Below are 20793 nucleotides of genomic sequence, written 5' to 3'. Positions count from 1 at the left end.
AGGCGGGCTTCGCCGGCTCATTGCTCAGCCATAAGCGATGAAGTCGGCATTGGTGAGCACCGTGCCGTCCGCCACCGACCCGAAGAGCACGGGGGCCGCCGCGCCGGTGCCGTCGCGGTCATAGTACATGTTGCCGGTGCTCTGATCGTAAAGGATGCGATCATTGGCGTCGCCCGCCGACGTGCCCAGCCGGAAAGCCGCGGCACTGATGGCAGCGACGCTGGTGCCGGGCAGGGCGGTGAAGATGTTCCGGGAGAGGTAGACGCTCTCCGTCGCCACGTTGAAGTCGAGGATCTGGTCGACGTTGGAGGCACCCAGGGTGCTGTTGAAGTAGAAGCGGTCGGTACCGCCTCCACCGACGAGCACGTCGCTTCCGGTCCCTCCGTACAGCCAGTCAGCACCGCCGCGCCCTTCCAGCCGGTCATTGCCGCCGCCGCCGACGAGAATATTAGCGGCGCTGTTGCCATAGAGTCTGTTGTTGATGTTGTTTCCGGTGCCGTTGATGGCGACGGCTCCGGTCAACCAGAGAAGCTCGACCTGTGAGGTCAGGGCGTAGGTGACGCTGCTCTCGACCGTGTCGGACCCGCCGCCGACCTGCTCCACCACGACGTCCCCCGTATCGTCCACGATGTATGTGTCGTTCTGCGATCCTCCCGTCATCGTGTCGGCGCCCGAACCGCCGTCCAGGATGTCGTGACCGGTATTGCCGCCGAAGAGCGTGTCTGCGCCGGCGCCGCCTTCGAGCACATCATGGCTGGCCCCGCCATCGAGGATGTCGTTGCCGCCATTGCCGATGAGGTGATCCTGCCCGCTGGCGCCGTTGAGCTGGTTGATGCCTTCATTGCCGATGATCGTCTGGGCAAGCTGATTGCCGGTCAGGTTGATGGCGGTCGTTGCCAGCGCGTTGTTCGTCTCCATCATCTCGACGTAGGCGGCGCTGTTCAGGATATAGCTCGCGCTGGCGATGACGCGGTCGTTTCCGGCCCCGCTCACCTCGATGATAATCGGAGCGGCGCTATTGACGCGGTAGGTGTCGTTGCCAAGGCCGCCGTCCATCTCGTCCGACCCGCCATCCGAGCTCAGATCGTCGTCACCGTTGGATCCCAGGATGAGATCGTCTGTATCGAGTCCGTTGATCGTGATCGTGACCGTTGCCGTGCCACCGTTCAGCAGGGTGTAGCTGAAGGTGTCGAATGCCGGGGTGTTGGTCGCCCCAGTAGACGGCAGAGGCGTCGGGTCGAAGGAGCCGTCGGTCTCATAGTCGAAGGTGCCGTCGGCATTGACCGTCAGGAGCGCGCCGGAGTCGAGCTCGATCGTCGAGCCGACGGCAAGGGCAGACCCGTTCACCGCCGCGATGGCGAGGGCCGGCCCGCCGAGATCCTCGTCCAAGCCGGAGCCATTGTCACCGAAGAGATAGCCGGAGAGCGTGTCGTTCTCGTCGATGACGAAGGCGTCGTTATTGGCGATGGCACCGGTCGGGGGGATGAGGTCGATCGTCTCGTCGGCGAACTCGATCAGCTCCATGTTGAACAGGGTGTCCGTGCCATCCGTCTGCGTGCCGCGGGCATGAATCACGGTGACCGAGCCGTCATCATTGTAGAGGACGTCGTAATTCTCGAGGAGATCGGAGAAGACCGCCGTGTCGACATCCCCTGCCTGGCCGCCGTCGAGGAGCTCGCGAACGATGACGAGCTGGCCCGGATTGTAGGTCCCTGCGAACATCTCGGTAACGAGATCGTGAAGGCTGTCGGCCGTGTCGATCTCCGCGCCGGTGCCGTCCGCATTCTCGCGGACACTGATCCGGACATTGAGCCACCGATCGCCGTCGATGACGTCGTTGCCGCCCAGGCCACTGATCACGTCGCTGCCGCCGCCGCCGAGGATGATGTCACCCTCGAGGAAGGGGGCGTCGCCGACGCTCACCAGATCCCCGAGGCCGGCGATGCGCGCAATGCCTTCGGCCGTGAGGGCGCTTCCCTGGAAGCCGGTGGTGCCGCCCTGCGCCAGGGGAAGCCGGTCGGCGGCCACATCGTTGGTTCCGCGCAATATATCGTCGAACTGGGAGCCGGAAAGCCCTTCGGTGCTCTCGAACTCGTCGAGCGAGGCGTTTTCGGGAAGGGTCGGGGCTTCGTCGAAGATGATCGGGATGGAGAGGTCGGCATTCACCCCGAAAGGATTGTCCTTGTAGGTGATCCAATCGAAGCCGGACATGCCGACCACCTTGCCGCGTCCGGCGCTGCCGACCATGATGTCGTCGCCGCCCTCGCCGATATATTCGTCGAAGCCGCCGTCGCCGAGGAAGACGTCATGCCCGTCGACCTTGTCCTGCGCGAAGACCTCGTCGAAATTGTCGCCCGGGGCGCCGTCGAAGGTGCCGGTCTCGATCCAGTCATTGCCCTCGTTGCCGAGGATGCGTTCGGCGGTCTTGTTGCCGAGGATGAAATCGTCGCCTTCGCCGGCGAAGATCTCCGTGCCGGCGTCGCTTCCGGTGACGATGAAGTCCTTTCCGGCACCGCCCATGACGAGATCCAGCCCGGGACCGGCATGCACGACGTCGTTGCCGTCGCCGGCCTTGATATTGTCGTCACCGCCGGAGTCGCGGATGATGTCGTCGCCCGCACCGCCGTTGATGATGTCGTTGCCGAAATTGCCTTCGAGCCGGTCGTTGCCGCCGTCGCCGTAGAGCGTGTCGTCGCCGATTCCGGCGGTCAGCGTATCATTGCCTTCCGTGCCGCCGAGGACGACATGGTCGCCGCCGGTATAGCGAAGATAGTTTGCGTCGGGCCCGGCCGTGGACGGATTGTCGCGGATGACGAGCGGCGTCAGGATGGTGCCGCCCACCGGGTCGTCGCGGCCATCCACGCCCAAGCCGGTATATTGCTGGTCCTGGTCCACCTCGAGGATGAAGCCGGGAGTCGAGAAGACGTCCGAGGGCAGGTGCGTGGCGTTGGTGTTGCGCATGATCATGGCGGCGAAGGAGTTGTTCTCCATCTCGCCGAACAGGTGCAGGCCGTCGAGCCGCTGCAGGTAGTAGAAGCGGTCGCCGCTCTGCAGCTGCTCCATCTGCATCTCGAACACGAAATTGAAGGTCGAGCCGAGCATTCCGCCGAACGGCATGGTCTGCTCGGCGAGGCCGCCGATCCACAGGTCGACATCGTCGAGGCCCGTGATGGTAACCCCGTTCGGGCCACTCTCCCACGCTCCGGTGCTGTTGAGGAAGTCCAGCCTATCGGCTGGAACGATCATGCCGTCGAACGAAGTGCCGGTGATGATCGTCATCGCCGCGTCACGCTTTCCGTCGACCGTCGTCTCGGCCACGATCAGCGGGTGCAGGCCGTAGGCGGCGACGAAGTTGATGATCGCGGCCTCGTTCTTGAGATTGCCGGCGAAGTCGGTCCAGCTCTCATAGGGCTTGAGCTCGGCCGCGTTGTTCGTCGCTTCGTAGAATTCGCGCCTGGCGGCATTGAGCGACGGAACGCCGGTGTCGCGGCCGCGGGCGAGATTGATCGTCGCGAGATCAAGCGGGAGTCCAAGCAAATTGTTGCGCAACGCATCCGTGACGAACTCGTCGATCTCCTGGCCCACCTGGCGGGTCATGCCGCGGACGATCGAGCCGGCCACCCCTGCCGCCGTGCCGCTGGTTGCGAACTCGATCGGATTGAGAAAGCCTTCGATGAGCGAGATGTGGTCAGGATTGAAGTTGGGGTCGAACCGATCGATCGACTCCGTGAGCATCGAGTGGCCGAAGCGATAGATGACATGCGCGAATTCGGCCACGATCGCGGGATTGATCGTGTAGTCGAACCCATCGGGCACGAGGAAGGCGTCGATCTGCGGTTGGACCTTGCGCGCGAATTCCTCGAAGACGAGGTGCTGATACTCCATCTCGGTTCCGAATTTCGCGGCCTGGAAGAGGCGCTCGCCGTTCCAATCGAGCGCGTCGATCTCAGCCTGGTTGGCCGGCAGCGCATCGATCTCGACGTCCAGCCATTCGTTGATGAACGCAAGATCGCCGCTGGCGAGCACTTGGTCCTTGGTGTGCTGCAGCAGACGATTATGCTCGGCATGGAAGACGTGATGGACGGCGGTCAGGCCGATATTCTCGTTGCCCCGCCCGTCGCCGGTGATGAAGTGCGCGTCGAGCAGCTCGTTGTCATATTCGGTGTCCCCGTTCCCTGGATTGCCGAGCCCGATCTCGAGGTCTCCATCGGCAATCTTCCCGATCGGCACCGCCTCATGGGCGATATCGTCGAGAAAGGCGTGGCCGGTCAGGACGGCCTGCACGCCCCCTTCTGCGGGCGTGATGTTGAGCGGGGAACCTGGCGTTCCCGATGCGAGGCTTTGCGGCGGTCCGGCCAGTACGACCTGCGGGAATCCGCTCACCGGATCGGGAATGAAGTTGCCGTAGGGATCGGTGGCCAGCAGGGGCAGGTTTCCGACATGATAGTCGGTCAGCTCGATGCCGAGGACGTTCGCCGCCTGCGCCTTGACCTCGCCCCAGGTGGGGAGGCCGCCATTGGCGCCGTCGAGCAGCTTTCCGGTCGCCTGCGGGACGCCGCCGACCAGCTCATATTCGCGCAGGAAGACCTGGTGCGACGCATGCGACGTATAGGTCTGGTTCTGATCGACGAAAGGCGTGGTCAGATTGATCGGCCCGACATCGTCGTCCGTGCCCATCACTCCGTCGACGCCTGGACTCACGGTCGCCCGGGTCAGCACCATGAAGTTGGTGGGGCTGGCGGGATCGTAGAGCGGGTCGTCCGGCTGGAGCGGAATGAACACCGTGCCGCTCTGCCCCTTGGCGACCAGATCGAGACCGTGATCGAAGAACTGGCCGAAGAGGGTGAACCACGAATTGAAGGATGCCGACAGCCCTTCGTCCGGCGCCGTGTTCGGCAGCACGATCGTCGCGCCCGACATCTCGATGCCGTTAGCCGCGAGCAGCCCGTCGAGGACCGCCTGCGCGGCCGGCAGGCCGGGATCGCCGTCAGGGAGTGCGGTCACGATGTCGAAGGCTGCCGTGATGTCGGCGAGGGCGGTCTGCGCCTCCGCGCCTTCGATTCCAGCCCGGGAAAGGGCCTCGAGTATGGCTGCCGGGTTGTTGAGCGTCTGGTCGACGATCAGATTCGATATGATCCGCAGGCTCGAGTCGACGACGACCGAGTTCGGATTATTGGACGGCGCGTAGGACGTGGGCATCGGCGGTGCTCCGCCGGGCCCATCCGGATCGAAGACCTCGCCATTGCGATAGTTCGGGTCGAGCAGGTGCGGGAATGGCTGGTCCGCGGCGCCCCAATGTTCGCGGCCGGGGAGGATGTTGTTGTACGTTCCGTCGACGGTTCTCAAACCCCAGGCGATATTCGGGGCAGGGATGAGACCACCTGGTCCGAAGAGAGGCTGACCCGCGGCATGGGCTTCCGCAATCTTGATCTGATCAAGAATGAAAACGAGGTCGGACTTGATATAGGTAACCATGATACAGCCTCCGCTCAAGCATCTGAACCGCCCCTTCGACAGAAGGGTGCACGCTTCCTCACGAGGAATCAGTCCTCGCGTTCGATCTGCTTTGGTTACGCATTTCCCCCCAAGAGCCGGGCCTGCCTGTGCAGGCGGAGCAATGGGCGCTGTACGAAGCGGTACATACCCGACTCACTTACTTTACAGCGTGTTGACTATCCGGGGATTCGGACAAGGGAGTCGAGTCAGGAAGAAAGGCTATGGATCGGGCGCCAATTGTATAACCCTGTGGAAAACCCTGTATGCCAGAAGGTATAGACCAGGGGGGCGGGAATTCTGCCTTGCCGTGAGTGCCGATAGAGGATGACCGGCTCTGCGGCTGGGCTGGCGCAGGCCCGGGCGGATCAACCGCCCCGGCAATCAGGGCAGCTCGTCGGTGGACCGACGGCGGGGATCGAGCAGGCCGGGCAATGACGGCTGGCCGGGATCCCTCGCGCTTTCCAGCCGACGAAGCGCGAGCACGGCGCTCGTCCGGTTGTGAACGCCGAGAATGCGGAATGACGTGTTGACGTGCGCTTTGACCGTGCCGACGGAAATCCCGAGTATCCGCGCGATCTCCTTATTGGCTTTTCCCTCTGCCATGAGGATCAGCACTTCGCGCTGTCGGTGCGTGAGGTCGAAAGCGGGGATCACTCCGTCGACAAGCGGCGGAACGCCGGCTTCCGCTATGTCGCAGATCATCGACGGCACATAGATCTGCCCGGCCAGTATGGCGGTGAACGCAGCCACCATATCATCGCGCCCGAACGCCTTGGGGATATAGCCATGGGTCCCCGCGGTCAGGCATTCCAGAACGGATTCACGGGACGGTTCGCCCGCCATCATCACGAGCTTGGTCTTGGGGTGACGCGAACGGATGTACCGGATCCCGCTTGTGCCGTTCATTCCCGGCAGCTCGAGGGCCGCGGCGATCACACCGATTTCGTCGTTGCGCGCTAGGGCGGCAACGATGCCGTCGAAGCTGGAGGCTTCGAATGCAGCGGAAGCGTGAAGGTCCTGAATCAGCAGACTGGACAGTCCCGCTCGATTCAACGGCAGATGATCGGCCACTAAAGCTACCGCCCCTTCGTCCACAAACGTCCCCTTTATTTTCGAGAGCCGTAGACGCAACAGGGCAGTTTACTGCAGTCACAGGCAGTCGTCCAGCGGCTTGCGTGCGGGCCATCTTTGCGGGTCGTCTCCGTCACCGCACGCATCTGCGGGGCAGTTCCTTAGCCGGACTTTACCGGTCCGCGGTCATGCCGCCATGGCGAGGGCATCGATCGCGCCCTGGAGGATGTAGGCGGCCGCCACTTTGTCGACGAGCTCGGCGCGGCGGGCGCGGCTGGCGTCGGCGTCGATCAAGGTGCGGGTGACGGCCTGGGTCGACCAGCGCTCGTCCCAGAGCAGGATCGGCAGGCCCAGAGGCGCGAGGTTGCGGGCGAAAGCGCGGACCGATTGGGTGCGCGGCGAATCGCTGCCGTCGAGGTTGAGCGGCAGGCCGAGGATCAGCCCGCGCACCTGCTGGGTCTCGGCGAGCCGGCGCAGCGCCTCCATGTCCCTGCCGAACTTGGTGCGTCGGATGAGTTCGGCCGGCGTGGCGATCGTCCATTGCGCGTCGCACAGGGCGGTGCCGATCGTCTTCGTACCGACGTCGAGGCCGAGCAGTCGGCCGCCCAGGGGAAGCGCCTCGCGATAGACGGCGGGGACGGTGGTGATCATCGTCGCCGGTCGCCTGGGTGGAGGGGGTGATCGGATCGGCGGGTTGGGACCGGGGCCTCGATCACGTCATCCCGGCTCTCGCCGGGATCACGCAAGGTGGGATGGCAGGTCCCCCTCAATCCTCGCCCCCTTCGCCGAGGAAGGCGCGAACCCGGCGCTCGGCGTCGGCGCGGATATTGGCCCAGAAGAGCGAATAATCGTAGACATGGTAGTTATTGCCGGGGAGGACGTAGGATCCCATCGCCGGCACGGCGTCGTTGTCGCCGATCAGCAGGAATCCGCGCAGGTCGCAGCGTGCGGCGACGGCGCTGCGGCGGAAGCTGGCATTGCTGAAGTCGTCATTGGGGATGAGCGTGCCCAGATTGGCCCCGGCCGGCGCTTCCCCTCCGGCGGTGCCGGTGAGCGGATTGACGCAGACCATCGCCGATCCGGCGCGCGGCACGCCGCCCGGACCGCGCGAGGCGTCGTAGACGTCGGTGACGAGCTTGGGGTCGGCCGGCTCGGCGAAGCTCTGCCAGGAGAGCAGGCAGCGGGCCTGGTCGGAGCTCTGGCAGGGCGGCAGCGGCAGCACCGGGACGTCGGCGGTCTCCGAGACCGGCCAGCCGACCACATAGGCGGCGGCGATGCGCGGCGCCTCCGGCGCATCCTTGATCCTCTGCTCGAGCAGGCGAAGCAGATGGAGGCTGCCCTGGCTGTGGCCGGCGAGGATGATCGGCCGGTCCGCCGGCGCCTCCCTGAGGAACTGCTCGTAGGCGGCAAGCACGTCGCGATAAGCGAAATCGAGCGCGCGGCGGGCATTGTCCTCGTCGCTGAGGAAGGCGCCGAAGGCGGCCTGGCGGTATTTCGGAGCCCAGACCGCACCGGCCCCGTTGAACGCGCTCGCCTGGCTGCGGACGAACAAGCGCGCCCGCGACTGCGACTCCTCGTCATCGAGCGCGGCATTCCAGGCCGAGGTCTCGAGGAAGCTGGTCGGATGAATGAAGAAGACCGATGCGGCGGGACGGGGCGAGGCGGCGAAGCCCTGCGGCGTCCACAAGGCGGGATTGTCGCGCAGGCCGGGCCGGGCGATCCACAGATCGGCATCGGCATAGGTGGCGCCTTCGGGCATCGCCACCTCGCGGAACTCGGCCTTGGGCACCATGGCCCAGCGCATCAGATCCTCCTCGAAGATCCGGTAGGCGATGGCGCCGGCGATGAAGAGGACGGTGAGGCCGGCGACGATCCAGAGGAAGCGGACGGCCGGATGGGATTTCTTGCGTACCACCGCGGCTGTGAAGCCGAAGCCGGCCCGGCATGCAAGGGCAAGAGCCTTTTCTCGTTCGAGACGGCGGCGCGCTTGATGCGGTGCGGCGGCTTTGCTAGCCGCCGGGGCATCCTCCCGTTCGGGAAATCCCGCTCATCAGGAAGCTGAATGTCCGTCGACAGCGCCACCGTCCGCCATATCGCGAAGCTCGCCCGCATCGCCGTCAGCGATTCCGAGGTCGAGGCGCTCGCGCCCGAGCTCTCCAACATCCTGGGCTGGGTCGAGCAATTGCAGGAGGTCGACGTCGAGGGCGTCGAGCCGATGACGGCGGTCATCCCCAACAAGCTGCGCCTGCGCGAGGACGAGGTCACCGACGGCGGCATCCGCGATGCCGTGCTGGAGAATGCGCCGGTGGCCGAGCACGGCTTCTTCGCGGTCCCGAAGGTGATCGAATGAGCCAGTTGACCGACCTCGGCATAGCCGCGCTCCGCGACGGGGTTCGCGACGGCAGCTTCTCCGCGCGCGAGGTGGCCGAGGCCCACGTCGCCGCCGTCGAGAAAGCGCGCGCGCTCAACGCCTTCATCGTCGAGACCCCGGAGCATGCGCTCGCCGCCGCCGACGCCGCCGATGCGGCGCGGGCGAAGCGCGAGCTCAAGCCGCTGTCCGGCGTGCCGCTCGGCATCAAGGACCTGTTCGCGACCAAGGGCGTCCAGACCACCGCCGCCAGCCGCATCCTGGAAGGCTTCAAGCCCGTCTACGAATCGACGGTCAGCGCCAACCTGTTCGCCGCCGGCGCCGGCATGCTGGGCAAATTGAACATGGACGAGTTCGCGATGGGTTCGTCGAACGAGACCAGCGGCTATGGCGCGGTGATCTCGCCATGGCGGCGCAAGGACGGCGGCAATGCCGCGCTGGCGCCGGGTGGAAGCTCGGGCGGCTCGGCCGCCGCGGTCGCGGCGCGGATCGCGCCGGGGGTCACCGGCACCGACACCGGCGGCTCGATCCGCCAGCCGGCGGCGTTCGTCGGCATCTCCGGCATCAAGCCGACCTATGGCCGCTGCTCGCGCTGGGGCATCGTCGCCTTCGCCTCGAGCCTCGACCAGGCCGGACCGATGGCGCGCGACGTCCGCGACTGCGCGATTATGCTCGAGGCGATGGCCGGCTTCGACGGCAAAGATTCGACCTCGCTCGACCTGCCGGTTCCGGCCTGGGAGCAGGGGCTGAACGCGGACCTCAAGGGCAAGCGCGTCGGCATCCCCAAGGAATATCGGATCGACGGGGTTCCGGAAGATGTGGGCCGCGTCTGGGACGAGGGCATCGCCTGGCTCCGCGACGCCGGCGCAGAGATCGTGCCGGTGTCGCTGCCGCACACCCGCTATGCGCTGCCGACCTATTACATCATCGCCCCGGCCGAGGCTTCATCCAACCTCGCCCGCTATGACGGCGTGCGATACGGGCTGCGGCAGCAGCCCGAGCAGGGCGGCCTCAACGACATGTACGAGGCGACGCGCGCCGCCGGCTTCGGCGCCGAGGTGAAGCGCCGGATCATGATCGGCACCTATGTGCTGAGCGCCGGCTTCTACGACGCCTATTTCAACCGCGCGCAGAAGGTGCGGGCGCTGATCGCCCGCGATTTCGAGAAGGCCTGGGACGAGGTCGACCTGCTGCTGACGCCGACCGCGCCGAGCGCCGCCTTCGCCTTGGGCGAGAAGTCGAACGATCCGATCGCCATGTATTTGAACGACGTGTTCGCGGTGCCGGCGAGCTTGGCGGGCCTGCCCGCCATGTCGGTGCCGGCGGGGCTGGACAAGCAGGGGCTGCCGCTCGGCCTCCAGATTATCGGCAAGGCGCTGGACGAGCAGTCGGTGCTCGATGCCGGCCTGGCGATCGAGCAGCGGGCCGGCTTCACCCATCGGCCGGAGGCCTGGTGGTGAGGGCGATGCCAAAGCTACAGACGGAATTTGTTCATGGCCGATAGCTCCTACCGCATTCGTGGCGCCACCGGGGACTGGGAGGTCGTGATCGGCCTCGAGGTCCACGCCCAGGTGACGTCGAACGCCAAGCTCTTCTCCGGCGCCTCGACCGAGTTCGGCGCCGAGCCGAACAGCCAGGTCAGCCTGGTCGACGCGGCGATGCCGGGCATGCTGCCGGTGCCGAACAGGGAGTGCATCCGCCAGGCGGTGCGTACCGGCATGGCGCTGGAGGCGCAGATCAACCCCTGGTCGCGCTTCGACCGGAAGAACTATTTCTACGCCGACCTGCCGCAGGGCTATCAGATCAGCCAGCTCTACCACCCGATCGTCGGCGAGGGGGAGATCGAGATCCTGCTCGACGAGAAGGACGAGGGATCCGCCAAGAAGGTGGGCATCGAGCGAATCCATCTCGAGCAGGATGCCGGCAAGCTGATGCACGACCAGCATCCGAGCTTCTCCTATGTCGACCTCAACCGATCGGGCGTGGCGCTGATGGAGATCGTCTCCAAGCCCGACATGCGCAGCCCCGAGGAAGCGGGCGCCTATGTCCGCAAGCTGCGCTCGATCCTTCGCTATGTCGGCAGCTGCGACGGCAACATGGAGCAGGGATCGATGCGGGCCGACGTCAATGTCAGCGTCCGCAAGCCCGGCGATCCGTTCGGCACCCGCACCGAGACCAAGAACGTCAATTCGGTTCGCTTCATCATGGCGGCGATCGACTATGAGGCGAACCGCCAGGTCGACCTCATCGAGGCGGGCGGCACGGTCGTCCAGGAGACTCGCCTGTTCGATCCGGACAAGGCGGAGACGCGCAGCCTGAGGTCGAAGGAGGAAGCGCACGATTATCGCTACTTCCCCGATCCCGACCTGCTGCCGGTCGAGCTCGGCGAGGATTTCCTCACCGAGTGCCGCGCCTCGCTGCCCGAGCTGCCGGACGCCAAGCGCCGCCGCTACGAGGAAGTCCTCGGCCTGCCGCCCTACAACGCCTCGGTGCTGACCGCCGAGGTCGAGACCGCACGCTGGTTCGAGGCTCTGCTCGACATACTCGGCGACGCCCATGCCGTCCGCGCGTCCAACTGGGTGATCTCGGACCTGTTCGGCGCCCTCAACCGGCTCGGGCGCGACCTCGACGACAGCCCGGTGTCGCCCAAGCAGGCGGCCGAATTGCTGACGCTCGTCGCCGACGGCACGCTTTCCGGCACCCTCGCCAAGCAGGTGTTCGAGATCATGCTCGAGACCGGCGAGGATCCCGGCGCGATCGTCGAGGCGCGTGGGCTCAGGCAGACGTCGGACACCGGCGCGATCGAGAAGGTGATCGCCGACATCCTCGCCGCCAACCAGGACAAGGTCGCCGAATATCGCTCGGGGAAGGACAAATTGTTCGGCTTCTTCGTCGGCCAGACGATGAAGGCGATGCAGGGCAAGGCCAATCCGCAGGTCGTGAACGAGCTGCTGAAGAAGGCGCTGGGCTGAAGGGGCCTAACGCTTCACCGCGGCCATTGCGGTCGCGACGAAGGCGAGGAACAGCACGACCGCGTTGATCGCGTGTGCAAACTCCCACGCGGTCCGGAGCGCCTCCCAGTCTGCAGGAATGACGGTCCAATTGCTCGTGACGCGATTGGTCGGGAAGATCCGAAGGAAGAAGTGGACGAGCGTGGCAGCGATGAACCATGCCGACACCATCGCCCATCGTGACGCGAAGCGATCGGACCTGCGCAGCCGAAGCGACAGCAGAAAATTGGCGGCAAGAGCGAGCATGATGGGGATTCCGAAGTACGCCCAGCCGCGATAGATGCCCTGGACCGTGAAATAGTCGTCGGAGGCAAGGCCGATCTTGCCGGGCAGCTCGAACAGATGCGCGCCGCTGGGGATCAGGGCGAGGGCCGTCATGACCAAGGCGAAGATACGTAGGGCTCTCATAAGACAAGAGCTGAACGCGTCGGAGCGCATGCGGCGGCCCCCTCTGCGGCGCGTGGTGCGTCTTTCGTGATGCTTCGTTTTCGCATTGAGAGGGCTGCGCTAGACTGAGGGACGGGTCGGCGCCACTCGGCCCAACGCGGGGGACAGATATCCATGAACTCGGCGGTCTCGCTGCTCCTTCTGATGACGCCACCCGGCGAGGCCGCGCCGGCCGATCCGCTTCCGGTTCATGTCGGGGGGCGGGTTGTCGGCGACGCCGAAGGCGCGATGCGCTTCGGCTGGCCCGGTACCTATTTCGAGAGCCGCTTCCGCGGGCCCGAGGTCACCGTCGTCGTCGAGAGCGGCACCGAGCATCTGCGTCTGTCGGTCGACGGCCGGGAGCGGGCGGTGCTGGTCCGTCCGGGCGAGGCGCGGCTGACATTGAGCGGGCTCGGGCCGGGCGAGCATGTGGTGAGGCTCGACAAACTGACCGAGAGCCAGACCGGCGGGGGGCGCTTCATCGGCTTCTTCGCCGGGGAGGGAACCGAGCCGCTGCCGCCGCCGGCGCGTGCCCGGCAGATCGAGTATATCGGCGATTCCTACAGCGTCGGCTACGGCAACACCTCGCCGGGCCGCGAATGCACGGCCGAGCAGGTGCACGACCTCACCGACACCACCCGCGCCTTCGGGCCTTTGCTCGCCGCCCGGCTCGGCGCCGACTATCGGGTCAACGCCTATTCGGGCTTCGGCATCGTCCGAAATTATTCCGGCGGCGTGCCGGAGCTCAGCCTGCCGGCTTTGTATTCGCGGCTGATCCCGGGCGAGGCGACACCGGTCGAGGCGGCGGATCCGGACTGGCGGCCGCAGCTCATCGTCGTCAATCTCGGCACCAACGATTTCTCGACGCCGCTGGGCCTGGGCGAGCGCTGGGCAGACCAGGCGGCGCTCAGGGCCGATTATCGGGCGCGCTACGTCGAGTTCGGACGCAGGTTGATGACGCGCCAGCCGCAGGCGCGCCTGATTCTGATGGGGTCGGACGATTTCCTCGGCGAGGTGGAGCAGGTCGCGCGGGCGCTGGATCCGACCGCGTCGGGGCGTGTGACGACGCTCAGGTTCGGCGATCTGGAGCGGACGGGCTGCGACTGGCATCCGAGCCTCGCCGACCACCGCGCGCTGGCCGACCTGCTCGAGAGGGCCATCGCGGAAACCGGCGCGCCCGCGAATGGGCGCGGCCGGTAAGAGGTCCGTCACCGCGCGGGTGGACGGCGCGCAACTAACTGATCTCGATAGCTCTTCTGATTGTCATATCGGCTTCGTAGGGTTGCCCCGTGCCGACGCGACTCGGCAAACCGATCAGGGCAGCGGCACCCGCCGCCTGCCGTTTCAGGGGAGACTTCAACATGGCCGCAGCGTGGATCAACGAATTCCATTACGACAATGCCGGCACCGACAGCGGCGAATATATCGAGATCGCCGCCGCCGCCGGCACCGACCTCAGCGGCTGGACGATCGTCCTCTACAATGGCGCCAACGGGCTCAGCTACAACAGCCGCAGCCTTTCCGGCATCGTGCCCAACCAGCAGAATGGTTTCGGAACGCTGAGCTTCGGCTATCCCACCGACGGGATCCAGAACGGCGCGCCCGACGCGATCGCCTTGATCGACCCGCTCGGGAACGTCGTCGAGTTCCTGAGCTATGAGGGCAGCTTCACCGCCCAGAACGGCCCGGCCGCTGGGCTTACCAGCACCGATATCGGCGTTTCCGAGCCTGGCAATACCAGCGGTACCGCCGTCGGCCGCACCGGCACCGGCGACGAAGCCTCCGATTTCACCTGGAGCCTGATCGGAAACGACACGCCGGGCGGCGTCAATGCAGGCCAGAACTTCGGCGGCACCCCCGTGGACAGGGCCGGGACCTTCTCGATCGGCGACGCGAGCGTCGCCGAGGGGAATAGCGGCACGACCACCATCACCTTCACCGTCAGCCGGGGGGCGGACAGCAATGTTGCTGCGAGCGTGAACTGGACGATCGGGCTGCCGGGTGCACCCGCCGGGGCGGACGCCTCCGACTTCGCCGCGCCGACGCTCTCCGGAACACTCGTCTTCGGAGCAGACGAGATCAGCCGGACGATCACGCTCCAGGTCAATGGCGACACGTCCGACGAGGGCGACGAGACCTTCACCGTCACCCTGTCGGGCCCGACCAACGGCGCGGCGCTCGGCGACGGCGAAGCGACCGGCACCATCGTCGACGATGATGGTTCGGCGGGTCCCGGCAGCGCCTTCATCAACGAGATCCACTATGACGATGCCGGAACCGATGCCGGCGAGGCGATCGAGATCGCGGCGCCGGCGGGCACCAACCTCGCCGGCTGGACGCTCGTCCTCTACAGCGTCAGCGGCAGCGCGACCGAGGGTACCGTCTACAACACGCTCGGGCTCTCCGGGATCGTGCCCGATCAGGACGATGGCTATGGCACGCTGAGCTTCGCCTATCCGGTCAACGGTATCCAGAACGGCCCGCAGGACGGCCTCGCGCTCGTCAATCCCCAGGGGCAGGTCGTCCAGTTCCTGTCCTACGAGGGGAGCTTCATCGCCGCCAACGGACCGGCTGCCGGTATGACGAGCACCGACATCGGCGTCTTCGAGGGCAGTTCCACTCCCGAAGGCTTCTCGCTTCAACTGACCGGTTCCGGCGCGAGCGCGGTGGATTTCACCTGGGTCGACGCGCGCGAGGACAGCTTCGGTTCCGTCAACGAGGGCCAGGACTTCATCGCCCTCAATGCCACCGGCCAAGTGCGGATCGGCGATGCCAGCGTTGTCGAGGGGGACAGCGGGGAGACCTTGCTGGTCTTTACAGTCACCCGCGCCGGCGGCCTCGGCGAGGCGGCAGGAGTCGACTGGCTGCTGAGCCTCGGCGGCAGCGCGAACTCCGCGGATCTCGGCGCCGCCCAGCCGCTTTCCGGGGAGGTCGATTTCGCCCCGGGCGTGTCGAGCGTGCAGGTGGCGATCCGCGTCTCCGGCGATGTCATTGGCGAAGGCAATGAGACGCTGGAGTTGGTTCTTGCCAATCCTACCGGCAACATCACCATCGTCGATGGGTCGGCCACCGGCACGATCGTCAATGACGATCCGCTGACCCTCGCCGTCTACCAGATACAGGGCGAGGGGCATCGCTCCGGATATGAGGGGCAGCCGGTGACGACCAGCGGCGTGGTCACCGCGGTGGCCGCGAACGGCTTCTATCTCCAGGATCCCAATGGCGACGGCAATGTACGCACGTCCGACGCCTTGTTCGTCTTCACCGGCGCCGCACCCGGCGTGGCCGTGGGCGATGCGCTCGAGGTGAGCGGCACCGTCGCCGAATTCCTTCCCGGGGGCGATGCCACCAACCTGACAATAACCGAGCTCATCTCCTCCAACATCGTCGTTCAGTCGAGCGGCAATGCCGTTCCGGATGCGGTGGTGATCGGCGCGGGTGGCCGCCTGCCGCCGACCTCGGCGATCGACGATGACGGCCTATCCAGCTACGATCCCGAAACCGACGGCATCGACTTCTACGAGTCCCTCGAGGGGATGCTCGCCACCATCGAGGCACCGCGGGTGGTGGTGCGGACGAACGAATTCGGCGAGACCTATGTCGTCGCCTCGGGAGGCGAGGGAGCGAGCGGCGTCAACGGCCGTGGCGGGATCACCCTCTCGGACGGCGACTATAATCCCGAGAAGATCCAGATCGATGCCACGCCGGGTCTGTTCGCCGGCTATGATCCGCAGCACAGCCAGGGAGACCTGCTCGGCGATGTCACCGGCATCTTCTCCTACGGCTTCGGCAGTTACGAACTGCTGGTCACGCAGGCCGTGACGGTCACCGACGACGTGACCCTCGATCGCGAAACCACCGAGCTCCAGGGCGACAGCGACCATCTCACCGTCGCCAGCTTCAACGTCGAGAATCTCAGTCCGGACAGTGGCGCGGCCAAGTTCAACCTGCTCGCCGAGGACATCGTCTACAGCCTGGCGGCGCCGGACATTGTCGCACTGCAGGAAGTGCAGGACGGCAACGGCCTCAATGGCAGCGACCCGCTCTCCGGCGCGGCTACCGCCCAGCTGCTCATCGACGCCATCGCCGCGGCCGGCGGTCCCAATTACGTCTATGTCGAGGTCGCGCCGTCGAGCCAGGGTTCGACCGGCGGCGCGTCGGGCGGCAACATCCGCAACGGCTATCTCTATAATGCCGACCGGGTCGGTTATGTCGATGGCAGCGCCCGGCTGATCGAGGATCCGGCGTTCAACGGGAGCCGCAGGCCCCTGGTCGCCGACTTCACCTTCAACGGCGAGACGGTGAAGCTTATCAACGTCCACTTCACTTCGCGGATCGGCAGCGATCCTCTTTGGGGATCGAGCCAGCCGCCTGCGGATGCAGGTGACGCCTCCCGCACCCAGCAGGCGGAGGCGGTCCGAGCCTATGTGAATGGCGAGCTCGCCACCGATCCGTCGCTGAAGCTTGGCGTGTTCGGCGATTTCAACGGCTTCTGGTTCGAGGAATCGGTCACCGCACTCGAGGCGGGCGGCGTGATGACGGACCTTCACCGCCTGCTCGACGCGGCGGAGCGCTACACCTACCTGTTCGACGGCAACCTTCAGGCGATCGACCATGGCGTGGTCACCGGCGGCCTGCTCGCCGGCGCCCAGTTCGACGTCGTCCATATCAATGCCGAGCAGGCGGAGGGGGCCGGCCGATCGAGCGACCATGACCCCATCGTCGCCCGCTTCCGCATCGAAGCGCCGAACGAGGCGCCGACCGCGGTCGACGACGGCGTCGCCGTTGCCGAGGACGCGGCGACCGCCAATCTCTGGGCTCAGCTGCTCGCCAACGATTTCGATCCCGATGCCGGCGACAGCCTCACCATCGCCGCCGTCGATACCGGCGCCACGCTCGGCAGCTTGGTTTTCGACCCGGAAGCCGAGACCCTGGTCTATGTCGCCGACGACGACAGCTTCGACGATCTCGCGCCCGGCGCGACCTATGTCGACAGCTTCACCTACACCGTCACCGACGAGGACGGCCTCACCAGCAGCGCGACCGTCTCGGTCACCGTCACCGGTGTCGCCGACGGGATCGTCCTGTCCGGCGGAAACCGCGACGACGAGCTTCAGGGCACGGCCGGCGAGGACGAGCTGTCGGGCGGCAATGGCGCCGACCGGCTATTCGGCCTGGGCGGGCATGATCGGCTCGAGGGCGGCAATCACGACGACCAGCTGTTCGGCGGCGCCGGCCACGACCGGCTGGAGGGAGGCAATCATTACGACCACCTCCATGGCGGCGACGGCGATGATGTGCTCAGCGGCGGCAACCATAACGATCTGCTGAACGGCGGGGCCGGCGACGACCTTCTCATCGGCGGCAACCACAATGACGTCTTCGCCTTCACCGACCTCGGCGGCCATGACGTCATCGCCGATTTCCGGCGCGGCCAGGACAAGATCGATCTCAGCGGCCTCGATGCGGTGGAGGGCGGCGGCCACGACGCGTTCGCCTGGATAGGCTCGGGCGCGTTCAGCGGCACCGCCGGGGAGCTTCGCGCCTATAGCGACGGCGGCAGCCATCTCCTCGCCGGCGACGTCGACGGCGACGGGATCGCTGACTTCACGATCCAGAGCAACGTCGCCCTCCAGCAGGCGGATTTCATCTTCGCCTGAACGATCGCGCCATGCGCCGGAACGGGTCCGGCGCATGGTGCGACAGCCTGCCGGATCGGAATCTCCGCTCCGATCTGCTATGATCCGGCGCGGAGGCCGGCATGTCCGCTTTGCTCAACCACACCATCGTCTGGTGCCGCGACCGCGACACCTCCGCTGCCTTCACCGCAGACATGCTCGGTCTTCCGCCGCCGCGCCGGTTCCTGCACTTCCGGGTCGTCGAGCTCGGCAACGGCGTCTCGCTCGACTTCATGGAAAAGGAGGGCGAGGTGGCGAGGCAGCATTATGCCTTTCTCGTCGAGGAGTCCGAATTCGATGCCGTGATGATGCGCCTGAACGAGCGCGGCCTGACCTTCTGGGCCGATCCGGCGCGGTCGCGGCCGGGCGAGATCAACCGGCACTGGGGCGGCCGCGGCGTCTATTTCGAGGATCCGGACGGCCATCTGCTCGAGGCGATCACCCGCCCTTATGGCAGCGAGGAGGCGCTCCGCGCCGAAGGGTGAAGGAAGCTTCGTCCCGGGCTCTGGAACGGGTGAAGGGGGGACGCCGCCCCGCGGCGTGGTGCGAGGCGCCTGCGGGTCCAGGTTAGTCCTGGGGCTGCTCGCGCTCCGCCTAGCGCGAATAATCGACCGCCTCCTCGAAGGCGCGATCGATCATCTCCTCTTGCTCCTCGTCGACCCGGCGCTGCCCTTCGTCCACGCTCGGATCGGACGCGGAGTCGAGGATCAGCAGGCCGTCGGTGGCCAGAGCGAGCGAGAGCGGCTCCTCCCTGATTTCGCGCGTGATCGTCCAGCCGCCGTCGGCGCGGGCGACGATCGAGGGCGTCTCTGCGGCGGCGGCCCCGCTGTCCTGCGGCGCCGCCGCGGCCGCGCAGGGAAGAGCGAGGAGCGGAACGAGAAGAACCAGGGGGCGGCGCATCGGATCATCTCCAGGCTGGTCCCGGCCTCTTCCGCCGCGAAGCGCCGCGGCGCAACCGCGATTTGCGGCCTGTCCTGCACCGGGACGGACAGAAGGCCGGAACCTGCGGCCGCCGCGGCCCGTTCGATCGCAAACGCCAAATTCAGGAGGTCCCGTGACCAAGGAAGCCGAGCTCGAAGCCAAGTTCTGGAAATCGCTGAAGTCCGACATGACGGTGATGCTCGGCCTCGCCGAAGGGGCGGAATCGCGTGCGCAGCCGATGACCGCCCAGATCGAGGGCGATGCCGGCGGCCCGATCTGGTTCTTCACCGCCAAGGACGTCGATCTCGTCCGCCAGCTCGGCACCGGCGGTCCGGCGCTGCTCCACTTCGCCGCCAAGGGGCACGATCTTTTCGCCTCGATCGAGGGCCGGCTGGTCCCGGATAATGACCGCGCCACGATCGACCGGTTGTGGAACCCCTTCGTCGCCGCCTGGTACGAGGAAGGCAAGGACGATCCGAAGCTGCAATTGCTGCGCTTCGACCCCGGCAGCGCCCAGATCTGGCTCAACGAGAACAGCCTGTTCGCCGGCGTGAAGATGCTTCTCGGGAGCGATCCCAAGAAGGACTATAAGGACAAGGTCGCGGAGGTGGAGCTGGGCTAGCAGCAGGCCAACGGGTCAGAGCAGCCGCAGCTGGGGTCCCTGGGGCGGCTCGAACAGGTCGGTGCGCAGGCGCATCCGCTCCTTGTCGGCGAGGCCGTGCTTGCGCGCCGCCCGGTCGAATCGGGTCCGGAGCAGCTCCGCCCAGGGGCCGAAGCCCTGCATCCTCGTGAACCAGTTCGGATCATTGTCCTTGCCGCCACGCATCTCGCGGATGATGCCCATCACCTTGGAGGCGCGGTCGGGGAAATGCTCGTCGAGCCAGGCGCGGAACAAGGGCGCGACCTCGTAGGGCAGCCGCACCGGCAGATAGAAGGCGCCGCTCGCGCCAGCCTCCGCGGCCGCCTCGACGATCGCCTCCAGCTCGTGGTCGGTGACCGCCGGGACGACCGGCGCGATCGCGACCATCGTCGGAATGCCGGCTTCCGAAAGCCGCTTGACCGCCGCCAGCCGCTTGCGCGCCGCCGGCGCCCGCGGCTCGAGAGTGCGCGAGATTTCCGGCGTCAGCGAGGTGATCGACAAAGCGACGCCGATCAGCCGCTGCCGCGCCATCTTCTCGAGCAGGTCGATGTCGAGCAGCACCCGGTCGGACTTGGTGGTGATCGTCACCGGATGGCGGGTCTCGGCGAGAAGCTCGAGCACCGATCGGGTGATCCGCCATTTCGCCTCGATCGGCTGATAGGGGTCGGTGTTGGTGCCCATCGCGATCGGCCGCGGCACGTAGCCGGGCTTGGCGAGCTCGACCCGGAGCATTTTCGCTGCATCGGGCTTGGCGAAAAGCCGGCTCTCGAAATCCAGGCCGGGCGACAGATCGTGGAAGGCGTGCGTGGGCCGGGCAAAGCAATAGATGCAGCCATGCTCGCAGCCGCGATAGGCGTTGATCGAGCGGTCGAAGCCGATGTCGGGCGATCGGTTGTAGGCGATGATCGTCTTCGGATGCTCGACCGTGACGGTGGTACGCAAAGGCGGTGGCCCACCATCCTGCGTCTCGCGCTCGTCCAGCCAGTCGCGATCGGCCTCGCGCTGCTTCAGGTTGAAACGGTCCGGCGTCCGATTCTCGGGCGCGCCGCGGCCGGGGCGGGCATCGGGGCGGGGCATGGAGGAAGTATAAGCAGTCCTCGAGAACAAATAAAGAACGAATCTCTCTCGGGTGAGGGAAAGGCGCAGGCGCTGCCGCCACGAAGGTCGCCTACCTTCGCGGCC

General features: G+C 66.3%; 14 protein-coding genes. 7 read left to right on the top strand and 7 right to left on the bottom strand.

The window, feature by feature from the left end; all coding sequences use genetic code 11:
- Positions 1-24: 24 nt before the first annotated feature.
- The 4 genes from DDE10_RS04450 to DDE10_RS04435 all read right to left on the bottom strand — a co-directional run bounded on the left by DDE10_RS04450 (position 25) and on the right by DDE10_RS04435 (position 8482).
- A complete protein-coding gene (locus tag DDE10_RS04450) occupies positions 25-5475 on the bottom strand; it encodes a peroxidase family protein (RefSeq protein ID WP_114951457.1) in 5451 nt (1816 codons plus the stop codon).
- 402 nt (positions 5476-5877) lie between these two features.
- Complete coding sequence (locus DDE10_RS04445; RefSeq protein ID WP_162806277.1) at positions 5878-6567, bottom strand: LuxR C-terminal-related transcriptional regulator; 690 nt, start codon at positions 6565-6567, stop codon at positions 5878-5880.
- 186 nt (positions 6568-6753) lie between these two features.
- Positions 6754-7218 carry a Holliday junction resolvase RuvX gene (gene ruvX / locus DDE10_RS04440; RefSeq protein WP_114951455.1) on the bottom strand — a complete coding sequence of 155 codons (465 nt, stop codon included), beginning with the start codon at positions 7216-7218 and terminating at the stop codon, positions 6754-6756.
- Positions 7219-7333: 115 nt separating this feature from the next.
- Entirely contained in the window at positions 7334-8482 is a 1149-nt protein-coding gene (locus DDE10_RS04435) for a DUF3089 domain-containing protein (protein WP_284734433.1), read from the bottom strand.
- A 147-nt stretch (positions 8483-8629) separates the two neighbouring features.
- On the opposite strand from DDE10_RS04435, the gene gatC reads away from it, so the two are divergent.
- From gatC to gatB, 3 genes are read left to right on the top strand one after another with little or no spacing between them, the layout of a single operon-like run.
- Positions 8630-8917 carry an Asp-tRNA(Asn)/Glu-tRNA(Gln) amidotransferase subunit GatC gene (gatC, locus tag DDE10_RS04430; protein ID WP_114951454.1) on the top strand — a complete coding sequence of 96 codons (288 nt, stop codon included), beginning with the start codon at positions 8630-8632 and terminating at the stop codon, positions 8915-8917.
- Complete coding sequence (gatA, locus tag DDE10_RS04425; protein ID WP_114951453.1) at positions 8914-10395, top strand: Asp-tRNA(Asn)/Glu-tRNA(Gln) amidotransferase subunit GatA; 1482 nt, start codon at positions 8914-8916, stop codon at positions 10393-10395. The genes gatC and gatA overlap by 4 nt, the downstream gene beginning before the upstream one ends.
- Positions 10396-10428: 33 nt before the next feature.
- Positions 10429-11907 carry an Asp-tRNA(Asn)/Glu-tRNA(Gln) amidotransferase subunit GatB gene (gene gatB, locus DDE10_RS04420; protein ID WP_114951452.1) on the top strand — a complete coding sequence of 493 codons (1479 nt, stop codon included), beginning with the start codon at positions 10429-10431 and terminating at the stop codon, positions 11905-11907.
- A gap of 6 nt (positions 11908-11913) precedes the next feature.
- Here the strand turns inward: gatB and DDE10_RS04415 are convergent, their stop codons facing one another.
- Entirely contained in the window at positions 11914-12354 is a 441-nt protein-coding gene (locus DDE10_RS04415) for a DUF1772 domain-containing protein (protein ID WP_114951451.1), read from the bottom strand.
- Between the two features lie 153 nt (positions 12355-12507).
- Here DDE10_RS04415 and DDE10_RS04410 point away from each other — a divergent pair, with 153 nt between their 5' ends.
- From DDE10_RS04410 to DDE10_RS04400, 3 genes are all read left to right on the top strand, one after another.
- Positions 12508-13572 carry an SGNH/GDSL hydrolase family protein gene (locus DDE10_RS04410; RefSeq protein WP_284734432.1) on the top strand — a complete coding sequence of 355 codons (1065 nt, stop codon included), beginning with the start codon at positions 12508-12510 and terminating at the stop codon, positions 13570-13572.
- Positions 13573-13733: 161 nt separating this feature from the next.
- Positions 13734-18032 carry a DUF8508 domain-containing protein gene (locus DDE10_RS04405; protein WP_114951450.1) on the top strand — a complete coding sequence of 1433 codons (4299 nt, stop codon included), beginning with the start codon at positions 13734-13736 and terminating at the stop codon, positions 18030-18032.
- Between the two features lie 101 nt (positions 18033-18133).
- Positions 18134-18535: a VOC family protein gene (locus DDE10_RS04400; RefSeq protein ID WP_114951449.1), complete on the top strand. Its 402-nt coding sequence runs from the start codon at positions 18134-18136 to the stop codon at positions 18533-18535.
- A gap of 109 nt (positions 18536-18644) precedes the next feature.
- Here the strand turns inward: DDE10_RS04400 and DDE10_RS04395 are convergent, their stop codons facing one another.
- Positions 18645-18950 carry a hypothetical protein gene (locus tag DDE10_RS04395; protein ID WP_114951448.1) on the bottom strand — a complete coding sequence of 102 codons (306 nt, stop codon included), beginning with the start codon at positions 18948-18950 and terminating at the stop codon, positions 18645-18647.
- Positions 18951-19104: 154 nt separating this feature from the next.
- Here DDE10_RS04395 and DDE10_RS04390 point away from each other — a divergent pair, with 154 nt between their 5' ends.
- Positions 19105-19593 carry a pyridoxamine 5'-phosphate oxidase family protein gene (locus DDE10_RS04390; RefSeq protein WP_114951447.1) on the top strand — a complete coding sequence of 163 codons (489 nt, stop codon included), beginning with the start codon at positions 19105-19107 and terminating at the stop codon, positions 19591-19593.
- Positions 19594-19608: 15 nt separating this feature from the next.
- On the opposite strand, the gene DDE10_RS04385 is transcribed toward DDE10_RS04390, so the two are convergent.
- Complete coding sequence (locus tag DDE10_RS04385) at positions 19609-20688, bottom strand: PA0069 family radical SAM protein (protein WP_114951446.1); 1080 nt, start codon at positions 20686-20688, stop codon at positions 19609-19611.
- Positions 20689-20793 lie beyond the last annotated feature (105 nt).

This window comes from Sphingosinicella terrae, from assembly GCF_003347635.1.
Taxonomy (GTDB): Bacteria; Pseudomonadota; Alphaproteobacteria; order Sphingomonadales; family Sphingomonadaceae; genus Allosphingosinicella; species Allosphingosinicella terrae.
The sequence above is the reverse complement of the archived record's forward strand: the minus strand, read 5'-3'. Positions and strand labels throughout refer to the sequence as shown.